17 protein-coding genes and 1 pseudogene are annotated in these 16,084 nt (G+C 72.2%); 8 read left to right on the top strand and 10 right to left on the bottom strand.

The window, feature by feature from the left end; genetic code table 11:
• Positions 1-50 precede the first annotated feature (50 nt).
• On the bottom strand, positions 51-1,097 hold the full coding sequence (locus PV721_RS17290) for an NAD(P)-dependent alcohol dehydrogenase (protein ID WP_319725097.1): 1,047 nt from the start codon (positions 1,095-1,097) through the stop codon (positions 51-53).
• Between the two features lie 162 nt (positions 1,098-1,259).
• On the opposite strand from PV721_RS17290, the gene PV721_RS17295 reads away from it, so the two are divergent.
• On the top strand, positions 1,260-2,186 hold the full coding sequence (locus PV721_RS17295) for a helix-turn-helix transcriptional regulator (protein ID WP_319725099.1): 927 nt from the start codon (positions 1,260-1,262) through the stop codon (positions 2,184-2,186).
• Here PV721_RS17295 and PV721_RS17300 read toward each other — a convergent pair.
• The 3 genes from PV721_RS17300 to PV721_RS17310 all read right to left on the bottom strand — a co-directional run bounded on the left by PV721_RS17300 (position 2,176) and on the right by PV721_RS17310 (position 4,965).
• Positions 2,176-3,129, bottom strand: coding sequence for a GNAT family N-acetyltransferase (locus PV721_RS17300; protein ID WP_319725101.1), 954 nt, complete (start codon positions 3,127-3,129; stop codon positions 2,176-2,178). The genes PV721_RS17295 and PV721_RS17300 overlap by 11 nt on opposite strands.
• A gap of 146 nt (positions 3,130-3,275) precedes the next feature.
• Positions 3,276-4,535: a L,D-transpeptidase gene (locus tag PV721_RS17305; protein ID WP_319725104.1), complete on the bottom strand. Its 1,260-nt coding sequence runs from the start codon at positions 4,533-4,535 to the stop codon at positions 3,276-3,278.
• 145 nt (positions 4,536-4,680) lie between these two features.
• On the bottom strand, positions 4,681-4,965 hold the full coding sequence (locus tag PV721_RS17310) for a hypothetical protein (RefSeq protein WP_319725106.1): 285 nt from the start codon (positions 4,963-4,965) through the stop codon (positions 4,681-4,683).
• Positions 4,966-5,129: 164 nt separating this feature from the next.
• On the opposite strand from PV721_RS17310, the gene PV721_RS17315 reads away from it, so the two are divergent.
• On the top strand, positions 5,130-5,474 hold the full coding sequence (locus PV721_RS17315; protein ID WP_319725108.1) for a hypothetical protein: 345 nt from the start codon (positions 5,130-5,132) through the stop codon (positions 5,472-5,474).
• A gap of 84 nt (positions 5,475-5,558) precedes the next feature.
• Here the strand turns inward: PV721_RS17315 and hutH are convergent, their stop codons facing one another.
• The 5 genes from hutH to PV721_RS17340 all read right to left on the bottom strand — a co-directional run bounded on the left by hutH (position 5,559) and on the right by PV721_RS17340 (position 11,658).
• Positions 5,559-7,100: a histidine ammonia-lyase gene (hutH, locus tag PV721_RS17320; RefSeq protein WP_319725109.1), complete on the bottom strand. Its 1,542-nt coding sequence runs from the start codon at positions 7,098-7,100 to the stop codon at positions 5,559-5,561.
• A gap of 151 nt (positions 7,101-7,251) precedes the next feature.
• Positions 7,252-8,367: a sensor domain-containing diguanylate cyclase gene (locus PV721_RS17325; RefSeq protein ID WP_319725110.1), complete on the bottom strand. Its 1,116-nt coding sequence runs from the start codon at positions 8,365-8,367 to the stop codon at positions 7,252-7,254.
• 82 nt (positions 8,368-8,449) lie between these two features.
• Positions 8,450-9,250, bottom strand: a complete 801-nt coding sequence (locus tag PV721_RS17330; protein WP_319725111.1) for an enoyl-CoA hydratase/isomerase family protein — start codon at positions 9,248-9,250, stop codon at positions 8,450-8,452.
• Positions 9,251-9,398: 148 nt separating this feature from the next.
• Positions 9,399-10,565, bottom strand: a complete 1,167-nt coding sequence (locus PV721_RS17335) for an adenylate/guanylate cyclase domain-containing protein (protein WP_416371120.1) — start codon at positions 10,563-10,565, stop codon at positions 9,399-9,401.
• A gap of 229 nt (positions 10,566-10,794) precedes the next feature.
• Positions 10,795-11,658, bottom strand: coding sequence for a biotin--[acetyl-CoA-carboxylase] ligase (locus PV721_RS17340; protein ID WP_319725112.1), 864 nt, complete (start codon positions 11,656-11,658; stop codon positions 10,795-10,797).
• Positions 11,659-11,739: 81 nt separating this feature from the next.
• On the opposite strand from PV721_RS17340, the pseudogene PV721_RS17345 reads away from it, so the two are divergent.
• The 5 genes and pseudogenes from PV721_RS17345 to PV721_RS17365 form a co-directional block, all read left to right on the top strand.
• Positions 11,740-11,868 (top strand): annotated as a pseudogene (locus tag PV721_RS17345) (helix-turn-helix domain-containing protein); the annotation flags it as partial.
• Between the two features lie 173 nt (positions 11,869-12,041).
• On the top strand, positions 12,042-13,628 hold the full coding sequence (locus PV721_RS17350) for an acyl-CoA carboxylase subunit beta (RefSeq protein ID WP_319725114.1): 1,587 nt from the start codon (positions 12,042-12,044) through the stop codon (positions 13,626-13,628).
• Positions 13,629-13,646: 18 nt separating this feature from the next.
• Complete coding sequence (locus tag PV721_RS17355) at positions 13,647-13,856, top strand: acyl-CoA carboxylase epsilon subunit (RefSeq protein ID WP_319725115.1); 210 nt, start codon at positions 13,647-13,649, stop codon at positions 13,854-13,856.
• Between the two features lie 81 nt (positions 13,857-13,937).
• Positions 13,938-14,072: a morphogenic membrane protein MmpB gene (gene mmpB, locus PV721_RS17360; RefSeq protein WP_319725117.1), complete on the top strand. Its 135-nt coding sequence runs from the start codon at positions 13,938-13,940 to the stop codon at positions 14,070-14,072.
• Between the two features lie 43 nt (positions 14,073-14,115).
• Positions 14,116-14,745, top strand: coding sequence for a Maf family protein (locus PV721_RS17365; protein WP_416371121.1), 630 nt, complete (start codon positions 14,116-14,118; stop codon positions 14,743-14,745).
• Here PV721_RS17365 and PV721_RS17370 read toward each other — a convergent pair.
• Positions 14,726-15,193 (bottom strand): hypothetical protein, encoded by a 468-nt coding sequence (locus PV721_RS17370; RefSeq protein WP_319725121.1) that lies wholly within the window; start codon positions 15,191-15,193, stop codon positions 14,726-14,728. The genes PV721_RS17365 and PV721_RS17370 overlap by 20 nt on opposite strands.
• 540 nt (positions 15,194-15,733) lie before the next feature.
• On the opposite strand from PV721_RS17370, the gene PV721_RS17375 reads away from it, so the two are divergent.
• The coding region (locus tag PV721_RS17375) for a biotin carboxylase N-terminal domain-containing protein (protein ID WP_319725123.1) at positions 15,734-16,084 on the top strand (351 nt) is incomplete at its 3' end.

The raw sequence follows: 16,084 nt of genomic DNA on the forward strand, positions 1-16,084 counted from the left end.
GGCAGCAAGCGGTCCGGCGGAGAGCGGCCCGGCGGCGGTGACGCGGCCGGTCAGATCGTCGAGGCGTCGATGACGAAGCGGTAGCGCACGTCGCCGGCCCGCACCCGCTCGTACGCCTCGTTGATCCGATCGGCGCCGATCAGCTCGATCTCCGAGCCCAGCCGGTGCTCGGCGCAGAAGTCCAGCATCTCCTGGGTCTCGGCGATCCCGCCGATCATCGATCCGGCAAGGGTCTTGCGGCCGCCGATCACGGAGAAGAGGTTGAGGGCGACCGGCTCCTCCGGGGCGCCGACGTTCACGAGCGCCCCGTCGACCTTCAGCAGGGCCAGGTACGCGTCCAGGCCGAGCGGAGCGGAGACGGTGGACAGGATCAGGTCGAAGCTCCCGGCCAGCTCGTCGAAGGTGGCCTCGTCGCTGGTCGCGTGGAAGTGGGAGGCGCCCAGCCGCAGGGCGTCCTCCTTCTTGCGGAGGGTCTGCGACAGCACGGTGACCTCCGCGCCCAGCGCGTGCGCGATCTTCACCCCGATGTGGCCGAGGCCCCCGAGGCCGACGATCGCGACCTTCGTGCCGGGGCCGGCTCCCCAGTGCCTGAGCGGGGAGTACAGCGTGATGCCGGCGCACAGCAGCGGGGCGGCGACGTCGAGTGCGAGGCCGTCGGGGATGCGGACGGCGTAGTTCTCGTCGACGACGAGGTGGGTCGAGTAACCGCCGTACGTGGGCTCGCCGTTCTTGTCGAGCGCGTTGTAGGTGCCGGTCATGCCCTTGACGCAGTGCTGCTCCTGGCCGCGCAGGCAGTACGCGCACTCCCGGCAGGAGTCGACGAAGCAGCCGACGCCCACCCGGTCCCCGACGGCGAACCTGGTGACGCCCGCGCCGACTTCGGTGACGAGGCCGGCGATCTCGTGGCCGGGGACCATGGGGTAGATCCCCTCGCCCCAGCCGTCGCGCACCTGGTGGATGTCGGAGTGGCAGATGCCGGCGTACTTGATGCCGATGAGGACGTCGTGCTCGCCGACGGCGCGGCGCGGGACGGTGGTGCGCTCCAGCGGGGCCTTGGGGGCGGGGGCGGCGTAGGCGGCGACCTGGGTGACGGACATGGGGGTGCTCCTTCGAGCGGTGACGTCGGGCGGTGCACCCCACGCTGCCGGTCCGGCCGGCGTCCACCCATCCCCCTGTCCTGACTACGACCGGCGAACCTACCCCTGGCGGGGTCAGGCTCGCGCCCGCACCACGGCGCGCCGCCCGGTGATACTGGCGGCATGGACCAGCTTGATCAGCGAGCCTGCCTCGGCGAATTCCTCCGCTCCCGCCGCGCGCGGCTGCGCCCCGAGGACGTGGGGCTGCGGGACTACGGGCGCCGGCGGCGCGTGCCCGGGCTGCGCCGCGAGGAACTGGCGCAGCTCGCGGGGGTGTCGGTCGCGTACTACACGCGGCTGGAGCAGCGCGGCGGGCACAACGTGTCGACGGAGGTGCTGGACGCCATCGCGCGGGCCCTGCGGTTGGACGGCACCGAGCGGGCGCACCTGACGGACCTGGCCCGGCCGAAGCCGCGCAGCCGCCGGCAGGCCCGGCGCCCCCAGCAGATGCGGCCGGAGCTGCGGACGCTGATGGACGCGATGGACGGCGTACCGGCGTACCTCGTGGGGCACCGGCAGGACGTCATCGGCTGGAACCGTCTGGCGGCCGCGGTCTTCGGGGACTTCGGGGCGCTGCCGGCGGCCGAGCGGAACCTGGTGCGGCTGGTGTTCCTGGACCCGGCGACGGCGGAGCTGTACGGGGAGTGGGAGTGCCGGGCGTGCGAGGTGGTCAGCAACCTGCGGGTGTACGCGGGTCAGCACCCGGACGACGAGCGGCTGTCGGCGCTGGTCGGGGAGCTGTCGGTGAAGAACGAGGAGTTCCGGCGGCTGTGGGCGGCGCACACGGTGGCGGACAAGACGCACGGGGTGAAGTTCCTGCGGCACCCGCTCGTGGGTGAGATGCACCTGTCCTTCGAGACGCTGACGCTCCCGGACGACCCGACGCAGTCCCTGGTCACCTTCCACGCGGCGCCGGGCTCCGCTTCGGCGGACGCCCTGCGCCTGCTGGCCACTTGGGACGCCCGGTCGACCGTGCCGCCGCCCGCGCGGCCGACGGAACAGCCGGCGGAACGGCCGGCGGCCGGCGTTCCGGGGCCGGTCAGAGCTTGATCTGGAAGATGCCCGCGTCGCGCTCGCGGCGGTAGCCGATGGCCTCGTTCACCGCGCGCATGTGGGTGTTGGCGTCGGCCACCGTCGTGGCGATGCGGCGCAGCCCCGGGTGGCGTGCGGCGGCCTCGGCCGCCATGCGCAGTTTCACGGCGCGGCCGAGGCCGTGGCCGCGGTGGCCGGGGGCGACCACGGTGTCGTGCTGGATGGCGCGCGCGCCGGACGGATCCGGCAGGACGAGTTCCGTGTACGCGGCCACCTCGCCCGTCCCGGTCACCGCCGCGACCGTGGTCAGCTCTCCGCCCCGGTCGATGATCAGCTGCTGCAGGGCGTGGAGCCGCTGCGCCGTCCAGATCTGGATCCGCTCGTCCATGTCCCCGGTCGGCGTGTCCTCCATCGCCCCGTGGGCCGTGGCGAGGGCCGGTGCCCAGGCGTCGGGGGCCAGGCCGTGCCAGACGTGCAGCTCGTATCCGGGCGTGGCGGGGACGGGCCCGTCGGCGGGGAGCTCCTGCTCGTACCAGGCCATCGGCAGCACGTTCTCGAAGCCCAGCGACTTGGCGAAAGCCTGCCCCGGTCCGCCGAGGTCCACCATGGCGGCGACCGAGGTCCGGCCCTGCGCGAGCAGTTCCTCGCGGACCCGCTCCCACAGGGCGGTGCCCACGCCCTGCCGCCGCTCCTGCGGCCGTACGGTCAGCACGTCGAGGAACGCGGTGTGCGTGTTGCCCTCGTCCGTGAACAGGAGCAGGGCCGCCACTCCGGCGCCCTCGGCCGCCGCCCAGAGCACGGGCCGGCCGCGGGCCGGCGGCACGCACAGCCGCCCCGCGATCTCCCGGTGGGAGGGCGCGGGCAGCTGCGGCTGGTCGGCGGCCACGGCGGCGACCAGCACCGCCAGCCAGGCGTCCACCTCGGCGTCGGACGGCGGCAGGTCGAGGGAGCGGATCGTCATGTCCCGACCCTAGACGGGGCCCGGACGCGGCACTGAGCGGTTTTCGGCCACGTCACCCGGCGCCGCCCGGGACACGCGAAAGACGGACGGCGGGAACCCCGGAGGGTTCCCGCCGTCCGTCGACTGCGGTCGGTTCACGCGCGGCGTCAGGCGGCCGAGCCGGCCTTCCACTCCGCCCAGGCCATGTTCCAGCCGTTGAGGCCGTTGTCCGGCTTGATGGTCTTGTCCGGGGAGTTGACCACGGTGACCACGTCGCCGATGAGCGAGTTGTCGAAGAACCACGCGCCGGGCTGGTTCGGGTCGTTCGCGCCCTTGGCGTCGTTCAGGCCGACACAGCCGTGGCTGGTGTTGACGCTGCCGAAGACCGAGTCCGATCCCCAGTAGTTGCCGTGGATGAAGGTGCCGGACGTGGACAGCCGCATGGCGTGCGGGACGTCCTTGATGTCGTACTCGCCCTTGCCCTCTTCGTTCTTGAAGCCGACGGTCGAGCCGTCCATCCGGGTCTCCTTGAACTTCTCGGAGATCACCATCTGGCCGTTGTACGTCGGGTTCTCCGGGGAGCCCGCCGAGATCGGGATGGTCTTGAGGACCGCGCCGTCCCGGGTGACCGTCATCTTCTTCGTCTTCGTGTCGACCGTGGAGACCTGACTGCGGCCGATCTTGAAGGTGACGGTCTTGCTCTGGACGCCCTGGACGCCCTGAGCGCCCTGGACGCCCTCCAGTGCGAGCTTCAGCGTGACGGTGGAGTTCGCCTGCCAGTACTGCTCGGGGCGGAAGTCGAGGCGCTGCGGGCTGAACCAGTGGCCGACGACCTCCTGGCCGCTGCTGGAGGAGACCGAGATCCCCGCCTGGACGGCCTTCTTGTCCTTGATCGGCTTGTTGAAGGTGATCGAGACCGGCATGCCCACGCCGACCGTCTGGCCTTCCTCCGGAACGAAGGAGGCCACGAAGCTGTTCTCGGGGGAGATGGTGGTGAAGGAGGCGTTCTCATGGGCCTCGCGGCCGTCCGCGTCCTTCGCCGTCGCCGCCAGGGCGTACTTCGTGGAGCGCTTCAGGGCGGCGTCGGGCTTCCAGCTCTTGCCGTCGGCGGCGATCTTGCCGGCCACGGCCGCACCCTCGCTGGTCTTCAGCTCGACCAGGGTGAGCGTGCCGTCACTGACGGCGACGTTGGCGGAGTCGTTGAGGCCGACGTTGGTGGCGCCGTCCTTCGGCGTGATGGTTATCTTCGCCTTCGACGCGTCCTTGGCCGCTGCCGCGTCGACCTCGGCCTGGGACTTGCTGGCCTCGCCGTTGCCCTTCGGCTTGTCGTCGCCCCCGTCGTTGCACGCCGAGAGCACCAGTACACCGCCGAGCACGACGGATATGGCCGCCAGGGACCTTCTCCGTCGCTTGCTGTCCGTCCTCACACGTCACTCCATCGTTGCCGGATACCCCGGGGCTGCCGTCCCGGGGCTGGCCGGGCAGGGGGGCGCACCCCCCTGCCTCGTCCTGACAACGCGTTAACGGCGCCGGCCGGTTCCACATTCCGTTGGGATGTGGGCCACCACACGGTCAGGCGTTGTCGGGTTCTTCGTCGAAGTCCCCATCTTCCTCGTCCAGGTCCCACTCCATCGACTCGGGGTCGTATTCGACGGGCTCGCTGCTCCAGGAGGCCTGCGCCAGCTCCACGCCGGGAATCTCGGCGACCAGGTCGGTGGGGTCCACCAGGTAGGCCAGGGCCTCCGATTCGTCCTCGCGGACGGCGGACTCGGCGTGGCCGCGCTCCTCGTCCGGCATGAACTCATCGGCCTTGATGTGTTCGAGCGCGGCTCCGGTGAGTGCCTGGGCATCCGGCACCTCAAGCACCAAATCCACCCGGAGGCGGACATAACGTGATGTCTCAGTAGGGTTCATACGACGGAGAGTAAGCCCGCGGAAGCCCTGACTTTCCCACGACCCGCCCCTTTCCGTAGCATCACCGCACACGGCCAATTCGCTGCTGCCACAAGGGGGATCGCACCGTGTCCGCACGCCGACCGCTGCTCACCGCTCTCGGAGCGACCACCCTCCTCGCCGCCCTGTGGTTCGTGCCCTCGGCGGGCGCCACCTCACCAGGGGCCGCGGAGAGCGTTTCCGGCGTGCCCGCCGGCGCGAACGCCGCCGGGACCGGTTCGGGGTCCGGAACCGGAACCGTCACGGGGACGGCCGAGGCGGCGGGCGCGCAGCCGCCGTCCGTCGTGCTCGCCGACACCGGCTCCGTCGACACCGCCCCCTACCTGCTGGGCGGCACGCTGTTCCTCGGCGTCGGGGCCGGGTTCGTGGCCTTCTCCGTACGCCGCTCACACTCCCCCTCCCGCTCCATGTGAACGGGACACACGCCCTGTGAACGGGAAGGGCCGCCCCGGGGAGAGATCCCGGAGCGGCCCTTCGCCGCACGTCAGAGTCCGCGGTCAGGCGAGCGGACCCGTCACCGGCTCCACCGCGGCGAGCAGCCCGCCCGTACGGACGAACTCCTCGGCGGCGGCCAGGTCGGGGGCGAGGAAACGATCCGGCCCGGGACCCTGCACGCCCGCCGCCCGGGCGGCCTCGATGGCGGCCCGGCTGGCCGGCGCCGCCGTGAGGCCGTGGCGCAGCTCGATGGCGCGGGTGGCCGCGTACAGCTCGATGGCGATGATCCGCGTCAGGTTGTCGATGGCGGTACGGAGCTTGCGCGCGGCCGACCAGCCCATCGAGACGTGGTCCTCCTGCATGGCGGAGGAGGGGATCGAGTCGGCCGAGGCCGGCACCGCGAGCCGCTTCATCTCGCTGACCAGGGCGGCCTGCGTGTACTGGGCGATCATCAGACCGGAGTCCACGCCGGCGTCGTCCGCGAGGAAGGGCGGCAGGCCGTGCGAGCGGTTCTTGTCGAGCAGCCGGTCGGTGCGCCGCTCGGCGATGGAGCCGAGGTCGGCGGCCGCGATGGCCAGGAAGTCCAGGACGTACGCGACCGGGGCCCCGTGGAAGTTGCCGTTGGACTCCACGCGCCCGTCGGGCAGCACCACCGGGTTGTCGACGGCGGCGGCCAGTTCGCGGGAGGCGACCAGGGCGGCGTGCGCCATGGTGTCGCGGCCCGCGCCGGCGACCTGGGGGGCGCAGCGCACCGAGTACGCGTCCTGCACCCGCGGGGCGGACTCCTCCTGGAAGTGCCCGGTGAGCCCGGAGCCCTTCAGCACGGCGGCCATGTTGGCGGCGGAGGCGCCCTGGCCGGGGTGCGGGCGGATGGCGTGCAGCTCGGGCTGCAGGACCTTCTCGGTGCCGAGCAGCGCTTCCAGGGTGAGGGCCGCGGTGATGTCGGCGGACGTGTACAGCTTGCCGAGGTCGGCGAGGGCCATCACGAGCATGCCGAGCATGCCGTCGGTGCCGTTGAGGAGGGCGAGGCCCTCCTTCTCGCGGAGCTCGACGGGGGTGATCCCGGCTTCGGCGAGCAGTTCGCCGGCGGGCCGGACGGTTCCGTCCGGGCCCTCGGCGTCGCCCTCGCCCATGAGCGCGAGCGCGCAGTGGGACAGCGGGGCGAGGTCGCCGGAGCAGCCCAGGGAGCCGTACTCGTGGACGACGGGGGTGATCCCGGCGTTGAGCACGTCGGCCATGGTCTGGGCGACGGAGGGCCGTACGCCGGTGTGCCCGGAGGCGACGGTCTTCAGCCGGAGGAACATCAGCGCGCGGACCACCTCGCGCTCGACGCGCGGACCCATGCCGGCGGCGTGCGAGCGGACGATGTTGCGCTGGAGCTGGGCGCGCAGCTCGGGACTGATGTGCCGGGAGGCGAGGGCGCCGAATCCGGTGGACACCCCGTAGACGGGCTCGGGCTTGGCGGCGAGGGCGTCGACGATCTCGCGGGCGCGGGCGAGTGCGTCGAGCGCCTCGCCGGACAGCTCGACCCGTGCGTTGCCGCGGGCGACGGCGATGACGTCCTCGGCAGTGGTCCCGGAGGTCCCGACCACAACAGTGTGCATATCCATATTCAGCACCCTACGGATTGAATCGCTTCATGTCACTAGGGGAAATCGTCACGATCGCGACCGACGAGTAACCCTTACGGGTCCCGTGCCGCCGGCAGGCACCCGCACCCCTGTCGGGGGGCGGTCGCGGGCAGTCCCGGGGCGTTCACTGACGCCCGCGGAAGCGGCGCCGCTCCCCCGGGGCCTCCTGGGCGGCGGCGTCCGCGAGCCGGACCACCGCGGTGTCCCGCCCCGCCACCACCGGCCCGGTCGAGCGCGCCGCCTTCGCCTTGTACTGGGCGGCGTCGGCCAGCCGGAACAGCCGCCGGGAGGACTTCACCGGTCCGATCGGGTCCCCGGTGGAGGCCACCCCGCAGGCCACGCCCTCGCCCAGCTCCAACTCGGCCGCCCGGGTGCACACCTCCTCGGTGACCCGGACCACCTCGTCGGCGCTCGGGCCGACCCCGACCAGGCAGAACTCGTCGCCGCCCAGGCGCGCGACCAGCGCGCCGGGCAGCATGGCCCCGCACAGGCTGAGGACCGATCCGAACCGCTCCAGCAGCCGGTCGCCCATGGCGTGGCCCAGGGTGTCGTTGACCTTCTTCAGCCCGTTCAGGTCGCAGACGACGAGGCTGACCACCACCCCGGTGCGCCGGTGCTCCTCCAGGGCCTCGTCGAGCCGCATGTCGACCGCCCGGCGGTTGGCGAGCCCGGTCAGCGGGTCGGTGAAGGCGAGGCGACGGGCCTCCTCCAGCCGCTCGTTCTGCGCGAGCCCGGCCGCGATCACGGCGGCCAGCACGGTGGCGAACTCGGCGTCGTCCTCGTCGAAGTCGGGCAGTCCCTCGTCCCGGGCTACGTACAGCTCACCCCAGGCCCGCCCGCTGAGCACGACGGGCGCGACCACGCAGGTCCCGCGGCCGCGGTGGCGCAGGGCTTCTCCGCGCCGCCCCGGACGGTCGCCCCCGGCGCTCTCGATCCAGGCGTGCGGGCCGCCGCCGCCCACCCACCGTTCGTGGAGGAACTCGGTGATCTCGGGGAAGTCGTGCACGGGGTAGGACTCGTCCTCGGGGAACTCCTCCTCCCCGGCCCGCCGCTCGCCCTCGTTCACGAGCACGCGCAGGCGCCCCCGCTCCCGCTCCCACGCGGAGATCGCGGCGAACGAGCCGTCCAGCGCCGTGCGCGCCCCCCGCGCCGCCGCCCGCACACTGTCCCGCGGCGCGCAGGCCGCGGCCATCGCCTGCGCGAGGCTCACCACGGCCCGCAGCCGCCCGTCGACTCCCATCACCCCAGGTTAGGGAGTTTTGTCCGATTCGGTACGCGCGACGTCGCTGGGGAGACACCCCCGGGCCTGCCGGACCGGCGGGCTACTCCCCCGGCCAGTTCGGCTTCCGCTTCTCGTTGAAGGCCGCCACGCCCTCCGCCCGGTCACCGGAGAAGGCCACCGTCCGCCAGGCCGCGTCCTCGATCTCCAGACCCGCCGCCAGGTCCATCCCGTGCCCCAGCCGCAGCGCCCGCTTGGCCGCCCGCAGACCCACCGGGGAGTTCGCCGCCATCCGGGACGCCAGGGCCAGGGCCTCGGCCCTGTCCTGCCCCGCCGCGACCACCGAGTCCACCAGCCCCAGGGACAGCGCCTCGTCCGCGTCCACCCGGCGCGCCGTGAAGATCAGCTCGGCCGCCCGCGCCGCTCCCACCCGGCGCGGCAGCAGCTGCGTGCCCCCGCCGCCCGGGATCACTCCCACCGACACCTCGGGCAGCCCGACCACCGCGGTCTCGTCGGCCACGATCACGTCGCAGGCCAGGGCCAGCTCGAAGCCGCCGCCCAGCGCGAAACCGTGCACCGCCGCGATGGTCGGCACCGGAAGCTCCAGCACGCCCCCGTAGGCCCCCCGCGTGGTCGGCCGCTGCCGCACCAGCTCGGCGTCCGACAGCGAGTTCCGCTCCTTGAGGTCCGCCCCGACGCAGAAGGCCCGCTCGGCGGTGGAGGTGAGTACGACCACGCGGACCGACGGGTCGGCCGCGAGCGCCGCGCAGGCCGCGCCGATCGACCGGGCCATCTCCGTCGACACCGCGTTCATCGCCTTGGGGCGGTCCATCGCCAGCTCCGCGACGTGCCCGTCACCCTCCCGACGTACCGCGACGAACTCTCCGAAGCGCTGCTCAGACATGCCTGCGACCCTCCCGGTTAACGAGCGTTATCAGCGCACTCTAGTGCGCGGGGCGCCCACCGGGTCAAGGCCGCGGGGCTCCGGGGCACGGCTGCGCCCCGGACCGCCGCACAAGGGGCCGGGCCGGGCAGTGAGGGCCCCGGGGGCGTCAGGCGGGGTTCTTGGGCTTCCTGCGGGTGAGCGACCAGGGCTCCACCACGCCGAGCCCGCGCACCGGACGCTGCCACATCGGCTGGAGGGCGAACCGGTAGCCCGCCCCCTCGTCGGGCGAGGTCTCCGCCTCCTTCTCCGACACCGGCGCGGCCCCGGTCCGGGAGAGCTCCTCGGCCATCGCGCCGTCCACCAGCACCGCGTCCTTGGGGGCTATGGAGGTCAGCCGGCTGGCCAGGTTCACCGTGGTCCCGAAGACGTCGCCCATCCGGGTCGTCACCGTGCCGAAGGCGATCCCGACCCGCAGCTCGGGCATCTGCGCGTCGAGCTCCATCGTCTCGATCAGCCGCAGCGCGATCTCCGCCGCCGTCGCCGCGTCGTCGGCGCAGTACAGCACCTCGTCGCCGAGCGTCTTGATCAGCCGGCCGCCGTGCGCGGCCACCAGGTCCGCCGCGGTCGTCTCGAAGGACTCGACGAGCTCGCCGAGCTCCTCCTCCTCCAGCCGCCGCGTGAGGCGGGTGAAGCCCACCAGGTCGGCGAAGCCCACGGCGAGCCGCCGGTCGACCATCTCGTCGTCGTCCGCGACCTGCACCACGCGTCCGGTGGCGGCCGCCAGCTGCCGCCGCCACACGTAGACGAGGAATTCCTCCAGCTCGGGCAGGAGCAGCTCCACCAGGGGGTACGTGACCTCCGTACGGGTCATCCCCGGCTCCGGCGGCTCCGTCAGCCCTTCCAGGAACGAGTCGATCTGCCACTCCGCCAGCCGCGCCGTGGTCTGCCCGGTGGACCGGGCCACCTGCACCGCCATCGGCTCGGACAGCAGCCCGGCCTCCACCAGACCGGCGAGCCGGCGCAGAGCCAGTACGTCGGCCTCGGTCAGCGCCTTGGCCTGCCCGATGTCGGCGAAGCCCATGGCCCGCCAGAAACGGGAGGCGAGCTCCATGGACACACCGGCGCTCCGGGCCGCCTGGAACGGCGTGTACCGGCGCTCGGCCCCGAGGATCAGCTGCTCCAGCCGGATGGCGAGGGGATCCGCCGTCGGCTGGGCCGTGTGGTCGACCTCGTGGTGCGGGGTGTGCTGGTCACGGCCGATCGGGGTGCCCGGGCCGGATGCGGAGCCGCCGGCGCCGGCGGACGCGCTGGACGTAGAGTCGTCGACGGTCAAGGGCCGCCTCCTGTCCATTCCGTGCGCACTGTCCTGCGAACCGGTTGATCACCACGAGCACCGGGATCGCCTAAACCATACGGCAGGTGTGCCGTAGCTCACTCCCCCTCCCCTTTTTGCGACCCGGTCCGCCTCCGGGGCGGCCGGGCGGCCCTTGAGGCCGTACGCGCCCGAAATGCTCGTTCCGCACATTTCTCCGCGCGTCCGGCCCCGTCCCCGTCGTGCCCCGTCAGTGCACGGAGCGCAGGTGGACGACGTCCCCCGCCCCCACCGCCTCGTGCTGTCCCTCGGCCGTACGGATCACCAGGCGGCCATCGGTGTCCACCGCTTCGGCCGTTCCGGTGAGAGTGCGGCCGCCCGGGAGCTCCGCGCGGACGTGGCGGCCGAGGGTGGCGCAGCCCGCCGCGTAGGTCTCCTGGAGACCGCTGGCGGCGGGGTCGCCGCCCGCCGCGCGCCAGTTCCCGTACCACTCCTCCAGGGACCGCAGTACGGCCCTCAACAGCGGGTCCCGGTCGGTCACGGAGGCCTTGGCGAGCGCCAGCGAGCCCGCGGTCGGTACGGGCAGCTCGTCCTCGGTGAGGGAGACGTTCAGCCCGATCCCGACGACCACGCCGTCGGTGACGCGCTCGGCGAGGATCCCGCCGGTCTTGCGCTCCTCGTCGTCCACGGTGACCAGCAGGTCGTTGGGCCATTTGAGGGCGGTGTCCACGCCCGCCGCACGGGACAGCCCGGTCGCGGTGGCCACCCCGGCCAGCAGGGTCAGCCACCCCCAGCGCTCCTGCGGCACCGCGTCGCCCGGCTTGAACAGGACGGAGAAGAACAGCCCGGACCGGGCCGGCGCGACCCAGCTCCGGTCGAGCCGCCCGCGCCCGGCACTCTGCTCCTCGGCGACGAGCACGGCCCCCTCGGGCAGCTCGGGCGCCCGGGCGGCGAGATCGCTGTTGGTGGAACCGGTGGTGGCAACCACGTCGAGGGAGGTCCACAGCCCTCCCTCGGTGACGAGGGCCCGCCGCAGCCCCTGGGCGTTCAGGGGCGGCCGCTCCAGACTCGACCAACGGCCGGCGGAAGCACCTGCTGGAGCATCTGATGGCATGTCGGATTCCTTACGTCGCCGTGTGTGATCCTCTGACCCGGGATGCCGTTCGGATCTTGATTGACCCTAGCTTCCCGCCCTGTGGGGAATTCTGCGGTAAAGAGGGCATTCAGGTTCCGCTTCTACCCCGACGACGCGCAGGCCGCGGAACCGTACGGAACCTTCGGCTGCGTGCGGAAGGTCCACCACCCGGCGCTCTCCGCCCGATCCGGGCCCCGGACCCCTTCCCCTTAAGGAAGGCAGCCAGGCCAGGCAACCCACAGCAGGTGTGTCAAACGCCGCACTGCCGAGCGCCATGCCCGCCGATACGCTACGCACCAGTAGCCAGCAGTAGTCAATCAATTGACCAGGCAGTTGACACCATGCAGGGAGCCGCGACCCCGATGTCACATCCGTCAGAGCCGATCGACATGCACACCACCGCGGGCAAGATCGCGGATCTGCAGCGCCGCATCGACGAAGCCACCCACGCCGGGTCCGCGCGGGCTGTGGAGAAGCAGCACGCCAAGGGCAAGCTGACGGCGCGTGAGCGGGTGGCCCTGCTGCTGGACGAAGGGTCCTTCGTCGAGCTGGACGAGTTCGCCCGGCACCGCTCCACCAGCTTCGGGCTGGAGAAGACCCGCCCCTACGGCGACGGCGTCGTCACCGGCTACGGCACGGTCGACGGACGCCCGGTGGCCGTGTTCTCGCAGGACTTCACCGTCTTCGGCGGTGCCCTCGGCGAGACCTACGGCCAGAAGATCATGAAGGTCATGGACTTCGCGCTGAAGACGGGCTGCCCGCTCGTCGGCATCAACGACTCCGGCGGCGCCCGCATCCAGGAGGGCGTCAGCGCGCTCGGCATGTACGGCGAGATCTTCCGCCGCAACGTGCACGCCTCCGGCGTGATCCCGCAGATCAGCCTGATCGTCGGGCCCTGCGCGGGCGGCGCCGTGTACTCCCCCGCCATCACCGACTTCACGGTCATGGTCGACCAGACCTCGCACATGTTCATCACCGGCCCGGACGTCATCAAGACGGTCACCGGCGAGGACGTGGGCTTCGAGGAGCTGGGCGGGGCGCGCACCCACAACAGCACGTCCGGCGTGGCCCACCACATGGCGGGCGACGAGAAGGACGCCATCGAGTACGTGAAGTCGCTCCTCGCGTACCTGCCGTCGAACAACCTCTCCGAGCCGCCCGCCTTCCCGGAGGAGGCGGACACCGAGGTCTCCGACGTCGACCGCGAGCTCGACGTGCTGATCCCGGACAGCGCGAACCAGCCGTACGACATGCACACCGTGATCGAGCACGTGCTGGACGACGCGGAGTTCCTGGAGACGCAGGCGCTGTTCGCGCCGAACATCCTCACCGGCTTCGGCCGGGTCGAGGGCCACCCGGTGGGCATCGTCGCCAACCAGCCGATGCAGTTCGCCGGCTGCCTGGACATCGACGCCTCCGAGAAGGCGGCGCGGTTCGTCCGGACCTGCGACGCCTTCAACATCCCGGTGCTGACCTTCGTCGACGTGCCGGGCTTCCTGCCGGGCACGGACCAGGAGTACAACGGAATCATCCGGCGCGGCGCGAAGCTGATCTACGCGTACGCCGAGGCCACCGTCCCCCTGATCACCGTCATCACCCGCAAGGCCTTCGGCGGCGCGTACGACGTCATGGGCTCCAAGCACCTCGGCGCGGACCTGAACCTGGCCTGGCCGACCGCGCAGATCGCCGTCATGGGCGCGCAGGGCGCGGTGAACATCCTGCACCGCCGGACCATCGCGGAGGCGGAGAATGTGGAGGAGACCCGGGCACGGCTCATCGCCGAGTACGAGGACGCGCTGCTCAACCCGTACACGGCCGCCGAGCGCGGTTACATCGACGCGGTGACCATGCCGTCCGAGACCCGGGCGCACGTCGTGAAGGGGCTGCGGCAGCTGCGCACCAAGCGGGAGTCCCTGCCGCCGAAGAAGCACGGCAACATCCCCCTCTAGCCCCTCCAGGAGGTCTCTGTGGTGATCAAGGTCGTCAAGGGCAATCCGACCCCGGAGGAGCTGGCCGCCGCACTGGCGGTGGTCCAAGCGCGCGCGGCGGTGCTGGCCTCGGCACCGTCGGGCGCCCCGCCGGTCGCGGACGAGTGGTCGACGCCGGCCCGGGTGGCACGGCGGCGGCTGCCGCAGCCGGGGCCGCGCGCGTGGGGCCGTACGTACTGGCCGGGTTAGCCGAAGATGATGTGAACGAAGGGTGGCGCCTGAGTACCCGTACTCAGGCGCCACACCCGTGCCCGGGGCCAGGATCGGAGCATGCTCTGGTCCGACCCGAAGAACGAGCCGCCCAAGGACATGCGCGACGCGCAGGCGATGATCCGACGGCTGAGCGTGGTGCTCGCCCTCGCCATGCTCGTCGTGGTCTACGTCCTGGGCGTGGGCCACTTCTAGGCCCCCTCCGGGCGTGTTCCGGGGTGTCGTCGGCGCGCCTACGATGGCGGGCATGACTGCCACGCCCCAGCCCGCGAACCCGCGCAAGCTCGTCCTCGCCTCCGCCTCCCCCGCCCGGCTGAACCTGCTGCGCCAGGCCGGGCTCGCCCCGCACGTGATCGTCAGCGGTTTCGACGAGGACACCCTGAACCACGACGAGCCCGCCGCGCTGGCCCTGGCGCTGGCCGAGGCGAAGGCGGCGGTCGTGGCGGGCCTGGACGAGGCAGCGGGCGCCCTGGTGATCGGCTGCGACTCCGTGCTGGAGCTGGACGGCGAGGCGCTGGGCAAGCCCGCCGACGCCGAGGAGGCCACCGCGCGCTGGAAGTCGATGCGCGGACGGGCGGGCGTACTGCGCACCGGGCACTGCGTGATCGATACGGTGGACGGCCGTCAGGTCTCGGCCACGGCGTCCACCACGGTCCGGTTCGGCGAGCCGACGGACGCCGAGGTCGCGGCGTACGTGGCGAGCGGCGAGCCGCTGCACGTGGCGGGGGCGTTCACCCTGGACGGGCTGTCGGCGCCGTTCATCGACGGCATCGACGGGGATCACGGCAACGTGATCGGCCTGTCGATGCCGCTGCTGCGCTCCCTGCTGGGCGAACTGGGCGTGTCCATCACGGACCTGTGGGCTTGAGCTCCCCGAACGCGGGCGGGGGCGGCTGCGCGCTCCCGTCGCCGCCGTCGCCGTCCCGCGGGGCGGCGTAGAGCGTCAGGGTCAGGACCAGGAGGCACAGGATCAGCGTCGTCGCCGCGAAGGCGGCCCAGCCGACCAGGACGACGGCGAGGACGCCGAGCAGCCCGTGGGTGACGGCCGCGGTGATGAGCACGACGCGGGCGGGGCGGCCCGGGGAGCGGTCGCGGAGCGCGGCGACGGCGGCGAGGACGGCGCACAGCACGAGGAAGGCGCCCATGCCCGCCCCCATGGCGTAGGTCGCCTTGGACATGACGTCCGGATCGCTGCCCGCGATGGACATCGACTGGTTCGCCGTGGTCCGGCCCAGCACGATGTGGACGAGCACGAGCACGGCCGCTTCCGCGACAAGCACGATCGCGGCCAGTCCGGCCACGAGTCTTCGCAGCACGGCGTCCCCACCCCCCACACGTCACGGGCCCGTTCGACGCCTGGAGGCTACTAACGGGTAGAGCGGCGGGCAAGACATCCGCCCACCCGGGTTCGACGGTTCGTCAACGCGCCTTCCCCGGGCCACCGGTGGGATGCGGCCCGGCCGTCCGTCCGGGGCGCACCGCCGGGAGCGCGGCTCCTGCGCGGGGACGGGAACCGCTGTGGGTACGGTGTTGTCCCGGTTCGTCCTGCGGGACAGCGGGGCTACCAATCAGTAAGCAAGTGGACAACTCCGGTTCCGCCGGCAAAGAAAATGTGGGCCGTTCGTAGGGACTCGACAAAGAATCACCCGGGGCCGCTGACCGGGGGGACAGAGACCTTGGATACATGACGGGGTTACTGTGCAGTCGGGGATCCCCCTGACCTGGGGCGCCACAAGGGTTCTCGGGTGGTCCGGGCCTCGCATCACACTCTGTGTGGGCAAGGTCACCACCGGGAAAGGGTCGAAAGGCCGTGTGGGCTGTCCCTAAACTCAGCTTGTTTCAAGGAGGGAGCCATCGTGCGCAAGGTGCTCATCGCCAACCGTGGCGAAATCGCTGTCCGCGTTGCTCGGGCCTGCCGGGACGCCGGGATCGCGAGCGTAGCCGTCTACGCCGATCCGGACCGGGACGCTCTGCACGTCCGCGCGGCCGACGAAGCTTTCGCGTTGGGCGGTGACACCCCGGCCGCCAGCTACCTGGACATCTCCAAGGTCCTCCAGGCCGCAGCCGACTCCGGTGCGGACGCCATCCATCCCGGATACGGCTTCCTGTCCGAGAACGCCGACTTCGCCCAGGCCGTGATCGACGCCGGCCTGACTTGGATCGGTCCGCCGCCGCAGGCCATCCGCGACCTCGGCGACAAGGTCGCC

The sequence above is a fragment of the Streptomyces sp. MB09-01 genome (assembly GCF_033794505.1).
Classification (GTDB): Bacteria; Actinomycetota; Actinomycetes; order Streptomycetales; family Streptomycetaceae; genus Streptomyces.

Excerpts from the sequence above, each read along its gene's own strand:
- PV721_RS17290 (WP_319725097.1), bottom strand. The coding sequence starts at position 1,097 with ATGTCCGTCACCCAGGTCGCCGCCTACGCCGCCCCCGCCCCCAAGGCC.
- PV721_RS17295 (WP_319725099.1), top strand. The coding sequence starts at position 1,260 with ATGGACCAGCTTGATCAGCGAGCCTGCCTCGGCGAATTCCTCCGCTCC.
- PV721_RS17300 (WP_319725101.1), bottom strand. The coding sequence starts at position 3,129 with ATGACGATCCGCTCCCTCGACCTGCCGCCGTCCGACGCCGAGGTGGAC.
- hutH (WP_319725109.1), bottom strand. The coding sequence starts at position 7,100 with ATGCACACTGTTGTGGTCGGGACCTCCGGGACCACTGCCGAGGACGTC.
- PV721_RS17325 (WP_319725110.1), bottom strand. The coding sequence starts at position 8,367 with ATGGGAGTCGACGGGCGGCTGCGGGCCGTGGTGAGCCTCGCGCAGGCG.
- PV721_RS17330 (WP_319725111.1), bottom strand. The coding sequence starts at position 9,250 with ATGTCTGAGCAGCGCTTCGGAGAGTTCGTCGCGGTACGTCGGGAGGGT.
- PV721_RS17340 (WP_319725112.1), bottom strand. The coding sequence starts at position 11,658 with ATGCCATCAGATGCTCCAGCAGGTGCTTCCGCCGGCCGTTGGTCGAGT.
- PV721_RS17350 (WP_319725114.1), top strand. The coding sequence starts at position 12,042 with ATGTCACATCCGTCAGAGCCGATCGACATGCACACCACCGCGGGCAAG.
- mmpB (WP_319725117.1), top strand. The coding sequence starts at position 13,938 with ATGCTCTGGTCCGACCCGAAGAACGAGCCGCCCAAGGACATGCGCGAC.
- PV721_RS17365 (WP_416371121.1), top strand. The coding sequence starts at position 14,116 with ATGGCGGGCATGACTGCCACGCCCCAGCCCGCGAACCCGCGCAAGCTC.